The sequence below is a fragment of the Streptococcus sp. 1F3 genome, from assembly GCF_054968985.1.
Window position 1 is genome coordinate 1 of the sequence record NZ_JBUEQR010000109.1, and the last position, 12849, is coordinate 12849.

The 12849-nt window shown below is 42.0% G+C and carries 12 protein-coding genes and 1 pseudogene; 4 read left to right on the plus strand and 9 right to left on the minus strand.

Annotated features, from left to right (window positions below; all coding sequences use genetic code 11):
* Positions 1-799: 799 nt before the first annotated feature.
* Both ACVPON_RS09355 and ACVPON_RS09360 read right to left on the minus strand, forming a co-directional pair.
* Positions 800-1519 carry a 16S rRNA pseudouridine(516) synthase gene (locus ACVPON_RS09355; protein WP_462878360.1) on the minus strand — a complete coding sequence of 240 codons (720 nt, stop codon included), beginning with the start codon at positions 1517-1519 and terminating at the stop codon, positions 800-802.
* A gap of 277 nt (positions 1520-1796) precedes the next feature.
* On the minus strand, positions 1797-2504 hold the full coding sequence (locus ACVPON_RS09360; RefSeq protein ID WP_462878361.1) for a glucosamine-6-phosphate deaminase: 708 nt from the start codon (positions 2502-2504) through the stop codon (positions 1797-1799).
* A 106-nt stretch (positions 2505-2610) separates the two neighbouring features.
* On the opposite strand from ACVPON_RS09360, the gene ACVPON_RS09365 reads away from it, so the two are divergent.
* Together ACVPON_RS09365 and queA are read left to right on the plus strand one after the other, a co-directional pair.
* The gene (locus ACVPON_RS09365) at positions 2611-2814 is read left to right on the plus strand and encodes a hypothetical protein (RefSeq protein ID WP_462878362.1); all 204 of its coding nucleotides are present in this window, start codon (positions 2611-2613) and stop codon (positions 2812-2814) included.
* A gap of 8 nt (positions 2815-2822) precedes the next feature.
* On the plus strand, positions 2823-3851 hold the full coding sequence (gene queA, locus ACVPON_RS09370; protein ID WP_462878363.1) for a tRNA preQ1(34) S-adenosylmethionine ribosyltransferase-isomerase QueA: 1029 nt from the start codon (positions 2823-2825) through the stop codon (positions 3849-3851).
* 189 nt (positions 3852-4040) lie between these two features.
* On the opposite strand, the gene sodA is transcribed toward queA, so the two are convergent.
* The 6 genes from sodA to ACVPON_RS09400 all read right to left on the minus strand — a co-directional run bounded on the left by sodA (position 4041) and on the right by ACVPON_RS09400 (position 11555).
* Positions 4041-4646: a superoxide dismutase SodA gene (gene sodA / locus ACVPON_RS09375; RefSeq protein WP_462878364.1), complete on the minus strand. Its 606-nt coding sequence runs from the start codon at positions 4644-4646 to the stop codon at positions 4041-4043.
* 126 nt (positions 4647-4772) lie between these two features.
* Positions 4773-5810, minus strand: coding sequence for a DNA polymerase III subunit delta (gene holA / locus ACVPON_RS09380; protein WP_462878365.1), 1038 nt, complete (start codon positions 5808-5810; stop codon positions 4773-4775).
* A 371-nt stretch (positions 5811-6181) separates the two neighbouring features.
* Complete coding sequence (locus ACVPON_RS09385) at positions 6182-7705, minus strand: AMP-binding protein (RefSeq protein WP_462878366.1); 1524 nt, start codon at positions 7703-7705, stop codon at positions 6182-6184.
* 166 nt (positions 7706-7871) lie between these two features.
* On the minus strand, positions 7872-10109 hold the full coding sequence (locus tag ACVPON_RS09390) for a DNA internalization-related competence protein ComEC/Rec2 (RefSeq protein WP_462878367.1): 2238 nt from the start codon (positions 10107-10109) through the stop codon (positions 7872-7874).
* Positions 10093-10740 (minus strand): helix-hairpin-helix domain-containing protein, encoded by a 648-nt coding sequence (locus tag ACVPON_RS09395; protein ID WP_462878368.1) that lies wholly within the window; start codon positions 10738-10740, stop codon positions 10093-10095. Before ACVPON_RS09395 ends, ACVPON_RS09390 begins: the two co-directional genes overlap by 17 nt.
* A gap of 68 nt (positions 10741-10808) precedes the next feature.
* On the minus strand, positions 10809-11555 hold the full coding sequence (locus ACVPON_RS09400; RefSeq protein ID WP_462878369.1) for a lysophospholipid acyltransferase family protein: 747 nt from the start codon (positions 11553-11555) through the stop codon (positions 10809-10811).
* Positions 11556-11650: 95 nt separating this feature from the next.
* Here ACVPON_RS09400 and ACVPON_RS09405 point away from each other — a divergent pair, with 95 nt between their 5' ends.
* Together ACVPON_RS09405 and ACVPON_RS09410 are read left to right on the plus strand one after the other, a co-directional pair.
* Positions 11651-12400 carry a tRNA1(Val) (adenine(37)-N6)-methyltransferase gene (locus tag ACVPON_RS09405; protein WP_462878370.1) on the plus strand — a complete coding sequence of 250 codons (750 nt, stop codon included), beginning with the start codon at positions 11651-11653 and terminating at the stop codon, positions 12398-12400.
* A 7-nt stretch (positions 12401-12407) separates the two neighbouring features.
* Positions 12408-12680, plus strand: a complete 273-nt coding sequence (locus ACVPON_RS09410) for a GIY-YIG nuclease family protein (protein WP_462878371.1) — start codon at positions 12408-12410, stop codon at positions 12678-12680.
* Positions 12681-12701: 21 nt separating this feature from the next.
* Here the strand turns inward: ACVPON_RS09410 and ACVPON_RS09415 are convergent.
* Positions 12702-12770: pseudogene (locus ACVPON_RS09415) on the minus strand (IS3 family transposase); the annotation flags it as partial.
* Between the last annotated feature and the right edge of the window lie 79 nt (positions 12771-12849).

Here is a 12849-nt window from a genome sequence, read left to right on the forward strand (position 1 = left end):
AAAGAGAGAACGAAGTTCGTCCTCTCACGATGTTAGCTTTTCATCAACCCACTACAGTTGACAAAGAGCCACATTGTCTAGCTTCCTTTATTTTTTCAGCTTTTTGATTTTTATAGTCTTTAGTCTATCGGTACAATGGAACTGAGCTCGGGCTAAAAACTGTGTAATACTCTTTAAAAATCAAAAGGATCCTTCGTCAACTTGCCTTGGTGAAGGATCGTTCTACCTTCGGCTTCGATTATTAGGAAATGAGCGATGCTACTCTCATTTCCAACCTTTCACAATTTTTAATTGTGAAAGCTAGTCTACTTTTGATGTTTATTGACTATAAAAAAGAATAGAACAGAAATGGATGGACATACAGTTTACTGGCGGTAGCTAGCTGGCTATTTCCTACATTTCAACTGAACTCTGTGTAAAATAGATAAACTGTTGCTAGCTCTAAAGCTATGGTACACCTTTGCAACCTCTCAAAAGACATCTTCGCAAGTTTTCCTAATTTTACCTTGAGTTCTTGACGGACTTTGTATCGTATTTCTCTTAAAACGAAATGACTATATAGTTGTTTAGTTTACTTTTAGTACTAGGCAACGAGCTGCAGGCTGCTTCAACAGTCTAATGACTGTTGAAGGTTGGAAATCATACTGACGATAGTCAGTAACAATCGTGGAGTACGGCAAAGCGAGTTCCAATCATCTAGAAGATGATTGGAAGTTGGAAATAGAGAAACGGAGTTTCCACAATCGTCGAAGGAATAAAAGTTAAACTAAATGAGTATAAAAGGATGCTCATCTCTTCCCTAGTCCAGATACTGTTTTAAGGTTTCCTTTTCCTCATTCGTCAATCCTCGATAGGCACCCACTGGTAGATCATCTTCCAAGATAAATGCTCCAAACGAAAGGCGCTTCAAATAGGTCACCTTGACCCCATAGGCCAAGAACATCTTCTTAACCTGATGAAATTTTCCTTCAGCAATCTGAACCCTTGCACAACTAGCGCTAGCTGCTCTTGATAAAATGTCTAGCCTAGCAGGCCGGCAAACTGTCCCATCTAAAAAGCGGATGCCTTTCTGGAAAAAGGCAACTGCATCAGGAGCCAGCCTGCCATTAACCTCTACATAATAGACCTTGTCTACGTGGTATTTGGGATGTAGCATTCGAAACCCCAACGGACCATTATTCGTAATGAGTAAAAGCCCCTCCGTATCCCTATCCAGACGTCCAATAGGATAAAGCCCCAAGCGTCTATCCTTTTCTGCAATCAGATCAATCACGGTCTGGTGCTGGGCATCTGACACTGCAGATACCACACCTGCTGGTTTATTGAGCAAGTAGTAGACAGGAGGTTCCAGATCCACCTGTCTACCTGCCACTTCAATTACCTGTAAACCAGGGTCTACAATCTGATTAGTAGCTCTTGCAAGTCTTCCGTCCACCCTTACTTGCTGGGCTTTGAGCAATTTTTTAATCTGATTCCGCGAGCCCAAACCCGCCTTTTCTAAACACTTATCTAACCGCATAGTCTTATTGTACCACATCCAGAAAATGCCCATCATATTAGTCTACAAAAAAGATTGAATCAATTCAGTCCAGATTAAAGAAAAAGTCTATTTCGACTAATGTTCTTTCATCTTTTTTCTTTTGCTAAAAAATAGAAAAACTCTTAGAAACACCGCTATATCAGTATTTTTAAGAGTTACTTCAAGATGATATTCACACTTTGAATTTGCTATTTTTCTGTCGCTTAGAGGGTTTGCCTACGTTCTGAAACCGAATCAATTCAGTCTCTTCTTGCTCCTAATCTTCCAAACGTTCAGCAGCTTCTTCATCTACGATAACATACACATTGGCATGGCGTTGCAAAATACTTGCTGGGACCTCTTCTGTCACTGGTCCTTGAAGCATCTGATACACAGCATCAGCCTTATCTGCCCCATAAGCCATCAAGACGACTGTCTTGGCAGACATGATAGAGGCAATTCCCATGGAAATCGCCTGCGTGGGCACATCTTCTTTCTTTTCAAAGAAGCGACTATTGGCTTCGATGGTAGAAGGTGTTAGATCAACCACCCGTGTCAAACCATCAAACGGAGAGCCAGGCTCATTGAAGCCGATATGTCCATTGCGACCAATTCCTAAAATTTGGACATCAACTGGATACTCTGCTAGCAAGGCATTATAGCGCTCCACTTCTGCCTCCAAGTTCTCAGCTAGACCATTTGGTAAATAGGATACCTTGAACGGCTTCTTATCAAACAAATGCTGATTCATGAAGTAGACATAAGACTGGTCACTTTCGCTACCAAGTCCCACATACTCATCCAAGTTGACGGATACAAGGTCTGAAAAGTCAAGATCACTTGCAACCACTTGCTTATAAAATTCAACCGGAGTTGAACCTGTCGCAAGGCCTAGGACCTTAGCTCCCGCTTTTAATTCTTCTTGTAATAATTCTAGGGCAACAGCCCCCCCTTCAACCTGGTCTTTGACACGAACAACTTTCATGCGAATCTCCTTTGTTTTGTTTTTGGTATATACCATTTCTCTTATTCCATTATAGGGTATCGTCCAATTTTTGTCAAGACCTGACTGCTGATTTATGATATAATAAATGGAACTATTCTCAGAGGAGCTAGAGCGAATGACCCTGCTATTATTGATTCTTTTTCTCGTTGGAATCCTCCTTGATATCCTTGCCTACTTCATGAAGGAAAAGACTTGGATCTGGATTCCTTTATTTGTCTTTGGAAGCCTGCTCATTGCCCTTCCCCTACTTGTATTGATCTATTTCTTACCCCTACCTTCAATGAATTAAGGAGACCCATGAATACTGCCGATTTTAACTTTCATTTACCTGAACACCTCATTGCCCAAGTCCCACTTGAACAGCGTGACGCTTCGCGCCTACTGATACTGGATCACAAAAAACAAACGATGGTGGACGCTCATTTCGATCAGATTATAGAGGAGCTGGAAGCGGGAGATGCCCTCGTGATGAACAATACCCGAGTCCTCCCAGCCCGTCTCTACGGTGAAAAGACCGACACCGGGGGACATGTAGAATTACTGCTTCTCAAAAACACTCAAGGAGACCAATGGGAAGTACTTGCTAAACCAGCCAAACGTCTTAAAGTAGGCACAAGGATTTCCTTTGGCGATGGCCGCCTATCTGCAACCATCGTCCAAGAGTTAGATCACGGTGGACGTATCGTAACATTTACCTACAATGGCATTTTTCTTGAAGTGTTAGAAAGCCTTGGAGAAATGCCTCTCCCGCCCTATATTCATGAAAAACTTGATGACCGCGAACGCTACCAAACCGTCTATGCTAAGGAAAATGGCTCTGCTGCCGCACCGACAGCAGGACTTCATTTCACCCAAGAATTACTGGAAAAAATTGAAGCAAAAGGGGTCAAGCTGGTCTATTTGACCCTCCATGTCGGACTTGGAACTTTCCGCCCTGTATCTGTTGACAATCTAGACGAGCATGAAATGCACTCGGAATTTTATAGCTTATCAGAAGAAGCTGCAGCGACCCTACGAGAAGTCAAGGCTTCTGGTCACCGCATCGTCGCAGTTGGTACTACCTCTATCCGTACCTTAGAGACCATCGGCAATAAATTTGACGGAAATATTGAAGCTGATGCTGGTTGGACCAACATTTTCATCAAACCAGGCTATCAATTTAAGATAGTCGATGCCTTTTCAACTAATTTCCATTTACCAAAATCCACCTTAGTCATGCTGGTATCTGCCTTTGCAGGGCGCTCATTTATCCTTGAAGCCTACCAACACGCCATCGAAAGCGAGTACCGCTTCTTTAGCTTTGGTGATGCTATGTTTATCAAATAAGTAAAAAAGATTAGCCCACGCTAATCTCTTTCTTTTTTAACGAATCACTACTCCCCGTAGTGTCTAGACTTGCTTGTCCTTCTCATCAAAGCCTGCAGAAACACCCTAAATAAGAGATAGGAGAGATGCTAGGACCAAGTCTTTATAAGATGCTATATTCACAAGTAAAGGATTGTTTTTTATCCTATTCTACTTAGCTGCTTGGTACAGTTCGTTTACTTTGGTCCAATTAATGATTTCAAAGAATGCCTTGATGTAATTCGGACGAACATTGCGATAGTTCAAGTAATAAGCATGTTCCCACACATCAAGTGCCAAGATTGGAGTTAAACCATTCATAATGGGTGTATCTTGGTTCGCAGTTGATACAATTTCTAACTTTCCTTCCTTATTGACAACCAAGAAAGCCCAACCTGAACCAAAACGAGTAGTCGCTGCCGTTGTAAACGCTGCTTGGAAGTCTTCAAATGAACCAAATGTCGTTGCGATATCTGCTGCTAGTTCTGCCGGAACCTCTGTTTTTTCTGGTGACAACAACTCCCAGAAAAGAGCATGGTTCAAGTGACCACCACCATTGTTAATTAAGGCTTGACGAATATCTGCTGGAATCTGATCTACATCTGAAAGGAGAGCCACCAAGTCCTCACCAATTTCTGGATGTTTTTCAAGTGCCACATTTGCATTGGCAACGTAAGTTGCATGATGCTTGTCATGATGTAACGTCATGGTTTCCATATCAATATGTGGTTCAAGGGCATCGTAAGCGTATGGTAAATCTGGTAAAATAATTGCCATATTCGGCCTCCTTTAATCTTCTATACTTCTTATTCTACCGCAATTTGAGAGCCTTTTCAATTTTTTTGTCTGATAACTGATCCACACTCTATCTTGAGACAAGATAGTCATTTATAAAACCAGATTCTAACGGGAGGCGCTAGCAATTTTTAACAGGGCGATGTCAAAGAGATAATCCTTGTCAAACTGTCCTTGTTTCATTTGATAGTCCGTCTCAATTAAGACTTGCACTACTTCTTTGAGAAAAGATACTGATAAAGAACGTGAATCCCGCAGGGCAAACTTGACCTGAAAAGGATTGATTTTACGTCCCGTAATGCCTGATAATTCGGTCACCATATGCTGCTCGCTCAAGCCCTCTTTGTATAAGAGCTGGACCTGTAAAAACAAACGAAATTGATTGAGTAAAATAGCTGTTAGCTTAATCTCATCTTCTCCTTGCAGACGCAAATCTCGCACCAAACTTCTGGCTTGATCAATCTTGCCCTGCAGAAGGAGTTGGCTCATATCAAAGAGATTGTCCTGCAAGCTTTTAGGAATAGCCTGTTCAATATCATCTAGACTAATCCGGTCTCTTCCTTTATAAGACTGTAAAAAAGCAAGATTTTTATGGATTTCTGCAAAATCCAGATTGGACTTGACCAAGAGATGGTCCATAACCTTATTGTCCATACTCAGCCCCATTTTCTCAACAGCCTGCATAAAAAACTGTCGAAGTTCCGCTTCTTTGAGATGATTTGCTTCCAAGACCAGACCATCACGTTTCAAGAGTTTGACCAAGCGACGTTTGCTATCGAGCTTTCCTCCAGCAATGACAATGACCCTCGTTGTTTCAACTGGCTGGCTCAAATAATCCTCAAATTTCTTCAATTCCTCATCGCTCAAATAACGTTTTTTACTGGTTGTCACATCGGCAAAATAGTCCAAGATGACAATCTTTTCATCTGAGAAAAAAGGCAGGGATACTAAATCCAGTTCCACTTGAGCGTAGTCTATCTCTGACATATCAAAGTAGGCATAGGTCAAATCACTGCTATCAAAACCAATTTGTTTTAGAAGCGCTTCCTTAGCCAGTTGAAATTGTCCAACATCTTCCCCAGTCAAAACGGTCAGTAGTCCTACATTCTCTTTCTTTATTTTCTGAATCTCATCAATAATGGTCATACTTCCCTCGCATTTCTTCTCCCATTATACCAAAAAAAGAGCCACTAAAGCTCTTTTCACGAGTTTAATACTCAATAAAAATCAGTTGGAAATGAGAGTAGCACCGCTAATTTCCTTATAATCGAAGCCGAAGGTATAACGAGCCTTCACCAAGGCAAGTTGACGAAGTATCCTTTTGATTTTTAAAGAGTATAAAAAAGAAAACAAGAAGAGTAACACGTTCTATCTATAACTACATCACCTCATCTGAATGTGATCTTGATTGAATATAGAAGCGAATAAATGGAAGAGGCGCTTAAGATTTCAGAATCACAATAAAAGACCCCTCCCTTAACTTCTCTTTGCATCTCTATCCCATTTCCAAAAGGAGACTAGAGATTCTTCATTCTCATCTCGGCTTCCATTTTCAAGCGTTGGACTTTCATGGTTGCAGTCCGTGGGATATCTTCATAAGCCATCAAGATTGGTTCCTTAAGCAAAGGCAGATCCGCCACCTGATGCCACCAGGCTTCCCAGTCCATATCTGCACCCTCTACAAGGGCAATAATGGGTTGCGGAGCACCATTAGCATCACGAATAATCACAACTTCTGACAAGAAATCCAACCGATCCAATAGGAAATCTTCCAAGGCAAGATTACTATCGATTGACTCTATCACATCGACCTGACGGTCTTTCAACAGCAGGGTGCCTTCCTCGGTCATACAGCCATAATCGCCACTATCCCACCAGTCCCCATAAACATTTTCCTGGAAACGAGCGTCCTCCTTATAATACGTCACTGCTCTTCCCCTTGATAGGAGTTGAATATGACCATTTTGACCAGCTGGCAGGGGCTGACCATTTTCATCTGTAATTTGTGCCTTTGTATACCCTTTAAGACCAACCCCCATATCGCGACCACTTGTCTGACCAAGGGTTTCTAGACGGTGGTACTTCAAAATCATCGGTCCACATTCACTCTGACCATATACCTGCATAAAGACTGGATTATTTGCCTTAGAAGCCTCTAAAAAAGCCCGCAAGGTCCCGATATTGATAGCATCAAAAGTGGAGTGATAGTAACGGATACTTGAAAAAATCGATGGATTTTTCTTTGCCAGTTGCGCCCATTGCACAAAATGATTAGGATGGGTTTCAAGCGCCATTGGTCTGTAGTGTTCCAAACTCTTTGTGAGGTCTTGGGCTTTAGCAGACGACAAGGGGAGCAAGGGAAAGCCAAGTCCAATAGCAGAAGAAACCCCAATATTGTAGCGTGAGTGAACGGGAGAAATGTGGAAAGCCAGTAACTGTCGTTCACTCATCTTTTCAAAAATAGTCTGTTGCCATGCCACGCGCCAGCCCATGGTCTGCGCTGTGTGACAGATTAACTTAGGAATCCCTGTCGTTCCAGAGGTATGGGTCATATACTGGATAACATCTTCAGGAAGCAAGTTTTCAGCAACAGGATTAGCAGGCAATGCCAACAATTCTGTAATTGCCAGTGTCGTCACCAGATCCTTACGCTCCATTGCCGCCACGCGCCCTGCAGTCTCCTCATCAAAAACGATAAAGGAATGCTCTAAGCGCTCAGCAAAGACATCTATAGTACTAGCTGGCAAGTGATAAGAGGGCATTACCGGAATGGCCCCCAAGGCTGTTGCAGCAACTGCTAGTAAATAGGTATCAAATGCAGGGCTTTTATAAAACATGACCTTATCCCCATATGACACTCCCCAAGCCGCTAACTGGTAAGCCCTTTGTTGGATCGCAGCAAAAACTTGTGCATAGGTAGTTTCAAGCCCTAATTCAGGAAAAGACGGATAAGGCTGATCAAAGACAATGGCAACTTCTGGAAACCGCTCTGCTGCTTCCTTAAATTGACGATATAAATTTAATGGTTGATAGGAAATCATCTTACATTCCTAACCTTTCTAAGTTTGTGAAAAACAAAACATACTGATAACCATTATACCATGTTGAAATCTCTTCCACAAATGGGAACAAAGAAAGATTAGAAAACCACTAGAATATTGAGTATTATACAGACCATCAAGAAAGCTCCTCAGTCAACTCGAGCGACTATCTCACCGTCTCAATCCTCCACTTCTTCCAGCCTCTAAAACGGATAGCCCCTTGTTGGTCTGTCCGAAATACCTGTATCTGCCGTTCTTGAAAACGCTCCAAGGTTTCCTGATGAGGGTGCCTATAACGGTTGTCTTTCCCCACTGAAATCAAAGCAATCCTTGGGGAAATAGCGTCCAAAAATGCTGGAGAAGAAGAGCTTTTTGAGCCATGATGCCCTACCTTTAACACATCGACAGACAACTGGGGATACCCTTTTATCAACTCCAACTCGCCATCTTCCAAATCCCCTGTAAATAGAAAACGAGTCTGCAATAATTCACCATATAGCACAACTGAAGTATTATTGACCTCTTTTTCCTGCTGATAAGGATAAAGTACCTGTAAAAAACCGTCACATATGGGAATCTTATCTCCTATTTTTACTAGCTGGGATCGCCTCTTTATCTTATTGATGCTCTTCATTAGCTCGGGACTAGTAGCGCTTTCTTCAGAAATATAAATCTTGCCAATATCCACTTCTCTAGCCACTTCTACCAAATCCCCTATATGATCCGCATGGGCATGGGTCAGAATCACGTAATCAATCCTATCGACACCCCGGCTATGAAGATAAGGAATCAGGGTTCGTTCTGCATTTGCTTGACTTGTCTTTTGTTGCCAAACTTCCTGCCAAGCACCACTAACTCTACCACCCACATCAATCAAAACAGTCCGCCCTCTCATATCCCTCAGAAAAATACTATCTCCCTGTCCAACATCCACTACTGTTACCTCGTTCTCCAAGGGATACTTGGTCATAAAAATCAGCAAAAAGACTAAACTAATGAGCCCCAGACGCCATTTCCAATTCTGATACAGGTCATACATCAAAAGTACCGCAAACATCAAGACAAGGAGGCCTATCACTGTCGGTTTCCCAAAAATTAAGGGTTTTAATCCCAAATCTACTACCCACTGAATGCAGGCTTCTAACCACACAAAAAGAACATTAACCTGCGTGAGTTTTATCAATGGAGAAAGAAGAAAGATAAGGCTCAAACCAGGCAACAAAACAACATCAAAAAGAAAAGAAAAAAGAACGGTCAAGGGAATGGACAAGGGTTGAAAACCATAAAAATAATAAATGAAGAACGGGAACATGCCGAGCGAAATGATCAAACTTTCTACAAGCACTCTCTTATAAGACAGCAAGTTTTCAAAATCGAAAACAGTCAGTAAAAAGGCATAGGCAAAGCTCAAGACACCTCCTACAGTTAATAAAAAATGGGGCATCAGTAGAAAAGAAAGGATAAGGGTACAAGCCATATTATCCAGCTTACTCATTCCCTTATTGGCAAAAAATTGTTGTAAAAGGGAACGGTTGACTGAGACAGAAAACCCTGTCACCCCTGCATACAGAAAGGAAAAGGGGACTTGTAGCCAATCTACGATTTCCTTTCTTACTCCAAAGCGTAAGAAAAGAAAGCGGAAACGATCTACAAAAAAGCCGACCTGCATACCAGAAAGCGCAAATAAATGAATGATGCCTAGGCTCGAATACAGGTCACTCATCTGCTCAAATTCCTTGTCCAACTCTCCAAATAAGAGCCCTGTCATATAGTGTCGCATTGGATTTGGAAAATGATCCTTAATGTATACCAAGAACCTTCGCCGAAGCAGGGAGACCCAATCCAAAGGATTCCATGAGACCTGCTCTTGAATCTTCTTAATCTGACGAATCGTGACTATCCGATAAATTCCCTGCGTCCTCAGATAATCTCGATAGTCAAAACCCTTAAAATTTCGCTGGCTGTCTGGAGTGGACACTGTCGCTACCACCTCGAAACTCACCAAACTTGATAGGTTTTTGAAATAAGCCTGCTCCTCTTGACTTTTTAATTGATAAAAAACAAGGTACTGATATCCTGACGATGTCGCACGAAATGAGAGGCGATCACCATTGACTTGAATGGTATCTGGTTTGATATATAAATGGTGAATGTCTTCCGGAGTAGAGGCATCGTCCATTACCATTTTCATCTGTTGCAAGCCAAACAGGATCGAAAAACAGACTACAATAGGGATAAGCTTGCAAGTCTTTCTCCTGCCCTGCTGGACATAAAAAAGAGTAAACATTCCCACCAGCATCACAACAGACAAGAAAGACATGCGGTATATAGCAAAGTAGAGAGCTACTAATAAGACCGCTAAATGAATAAGAGAAAGAGGAAGAACTTTACTCAACTGTGACATAGGGACGAATCTTCTCCAAACTCTTATTCCCAATTCCAGCTACTCCCTTCAGATCGTCAACCGATTGAAAATATCCCCTACTCTCACGATAGGCAATAATATCTGCTGCACGCTTAGCACCGATACCTGAGATGGTTTGTAATTCTGCTTCTGTTGCAGTATTGAGATTCACCAGATCTGCTTTTTCTCCCCCAGCTCCACCTGTCTCAACTCTAGTTGTAGCAGGTACAACAGATATAGCCTCCTCCTTGGTCGCTACATAAATCACCCCCTCATCGCTCACCTTCTGGGCTAGATTGATAGACTTAGAATCAGCCTCCTCTGTCAAGCCACCCGCAGCCTCCACTGCATCATAGATACGACTACCTACCGCTAGATAATAAATCCCTGGTTTCTTGACTGCTCCCTTGACATCAACCATCAAATCCTCTAGGGGCTGTGTACTAGAGGAGGACTCTACCACCTGCTCGCTCCTATCTACTAAAGGTGCTAATTCTGTCGTAGTCACTGCTTCCTCCGTCTGCTCTCTCAGAAACAGGAAAAGAAAAGTCATCAATAGCACAAGACCACCCACCACTAGCACAAGTAAAAATCGATACTTATGCAAAAACTGTATCCATTTTTCAGACATATTTTTACCTCCACCTATTTATTCGTAAAAACGATCAAAAAACTCGTACAAGACGAGTTTTTGGGGATTTATTTGTCTAAATTGGTATCTGGTTGCCAAACGAAACTTGCAAGATAGCTAAAAAGATAGGTCAAACCTAGGACAAGCACGACAAGAACCAAGACTGGTAGGCGGTAGATAAAGGTCCAGTAGCCCTTGCGTTTCTTGCCTATCTGGGCAGAGCGGGCAAGGTCGTCCAAACGATTGAACTCTGACTCAATGCGATGGGTTACTTCTGCGATTCCTGCTTCATCTAGACGTTTAATATCGGAAATATCAATAGGGTTTCCAAAGGCAACGTCAATGCGATCGCCCAAGAGTAGATGTTTTAATTTCATCGGTCCAATATAGGTAGCAGGCATAATTTTCACTTTAGCTGTCTTAGCAATAACAGCCACACCCCCCTTTAATTCACTGGAATGGCGGCTTCCTGACGGAAACATGACCAGAGAACGATTGCTTTTTTTCAGCATGTTAACGGGGTATTTTATAGCAGCAGTTCCTGGATTTTCACGATCAATTGGAAAGGCACCACACTTGCTAATCCACCAACCAAATCCACGATCCTTGAACAATTCTTTTTTAGCCATAAAAATAAACTGCTTGGGTGCTGAGGCATATCCTAAAAAGACTGGATCCCAGAAAGTTCTATGTGGCGCGACAAGGATATAATTCTCATCTTGCGGTAAGATTTTCTCCCTGTCATGATAATGGATATTGCCATTAACCGCCCATAGTAAAAAGACTAATAAACTTCGTAAGTAGGAATAAAACATTGCACTCTCCTTTGCTGATTTCCCTCCTATTATACCATATTTTAGGAACTGACAAAGTTTTTTCATCTGCCGTAACAATATGCTATAATAGATGTATGAACAAGCCAAGATTACAAACAGGAGAAAGAATCGACCAACTCTTTTCTACCGATGTCAAAATTATTCAAAACAAAGAAGTCTTTAGCTACTCTATTGATAGTGTCCTTTTATCTCGTTTTCCAAAATTGCCCCAAAAAGGACTTATTGTAGACCTATGTAGTGGAAATGGGGCAGTTGGTCTCTTTGCTTCTACTCAAACTCAGGCAAAGATTATCCTCATTGAGCTCCAAGAACGGTTGGCAGAGATGGCAAAACGCTCCATTATTCTCAATCAATTAGAGGAACAGGTAGAGATGGTTCACGATGATCTCAAACACCTGCTCCTTTATGTTCCGCGTTCACAGGTGGATTTGATTCTCTGCAATCCTCCTTACTTCAAGGTTGAACAACAACCAAACCTGAAAGCTAGTGAGCATTATTTATTGGCTCGCCACGAAATCACCACCAATCTGGAAGACATTTGTGAGATCAGCCGGCATGCACTCAAATCAAATGGTCGCTTAGCCATGGTCCATCGACCAGAACGCCTCCTTGAAATAATTGATACGATGAAAGCCCACAACCTAGCTCCCAAACGACTTCAATTTATCCATCCAAAAGCCAATAAAGCTGCCAATATGCTCTTAATTGAAGCCATTAAAGACGGTTCCTTGGAGGGCTTGAAGATTCTACCACCCCTAGTCGTTCACCAAGAAAATGGGAAATATACAAAAGAAATCGAGGAGATTTACTTTGGAAAAGGATAGGCATTACATGTACGTGCTCCGATGTGCAGATGATAGTCTCTACACTGGTTATACGAATGACCTCAACAAAAGGATTGCCACCCACAATAGGGGGAGAGGGGCCAAATACACCCGCCCTCAGAGCCGCAGACCTGTTGAACTTCTCTACCATGAAACCTTCCCCGATAAATCGAGCGCCATGTCCGCCGAAGCCACCTTCAAACACAAGACACGCCAGAAAAAACTGGATTATATCGCAGAAAACCTCACTCCCCATAATGAACGGCTCCCTATCAAGTAGACAGTCAAATAATAAAAGATATTAAGCAACCTGATTCCTGAATTCCCAAGGAGTTAGGTTGTTTAATTTAGTTTGATAACGTTGTGTATTGTATAGTCATTTCGCTTTAAAAAACATTATTCAGACATTCTGTCACCGAGTTATATTTTGGTAGTAACTCCATGACTTT

Coding starts and splice junctions, on each gene's coding strand:
- ACVPON_RS09355 (WP_462878360.1), bottom strand. CDS start 1,519: ATGCGGTTAGATAAGTGTTTAGAAAAGGCGGGTTTGGGCTCGCGGAAT.
- ACVPON_RS09360 (WP_462878361.1), bottom strand. CDS start 2,504: ATGAAAGTTGTTCGTGTCAAAGACCAGGTTGAAGGGGGGGCTGTTGCC.
- ACVPON_RS09365 (WP_462878362.1), top strand. CDS start 2,611: ATGGAACTATTCTCAGAGGAGCTAGAGCGAATGACCCTGCTATTATTG.
- queA (WP_462878363.1), top strand. CDS start 2,823: ATGAATACTGCCGATTTTAACTTTCATTTACCTGAACACCTCATTGCC.
- sodA (WP_462878364.1), bottom strand. CDS start 4,646: ATGGCAATTATTTTACCAGATTTACCATACGCTTACGATGCCCTTGAA.
- holA (WP_462878365.1), bottom strand. CDS start 5,810: ATGACCATTATTGATGAGATTCAGAAAATAAAGAAAGAGAATGTAGGA.
- ACVPON_RS09385 (WP_462878366.1), bottom strand. CDS start 7,705: ATGATTTCCTATCAACCATTAAATTTATATCGTCAATTTAAGGAAGCA.
- ACVPON_RS09390 (WP_462878367.1), bottom strand. CDS start 10,109: ATGTCACAGTTGAGTAAAGTTCTTCCTCTTTCTCTTATTCATTTAGCG.
- ACVPON_RS09395 (WP_462878368.1), bottom strand. CDS start 10,740: ATGTCTGAAAAATGGATACAGTTTTTGCATAAGTATCGATTTTTACTT.
- ACVPON_RS09400 (WP_462878369.1), bottom strand. CDS start 11,555: ATGTTTTATTCCTACTTACGAAGTTTATTAGTCTTTTTACTATGGGCG.
- ACVPON_RS09405 (WP_462878370.1), top strand. CDS start 11,651: ATGAACAAGCCAAGATTACAAACAGGAGAAAGAATCGACCAACTCTTT.
- ACVPON_RS09410 (WP_462878371.1), top strand. CDS start 12,408: ATGTACGTGCTCCGATGTGCAGATGATAGTCTCTACACTGGTTATACG.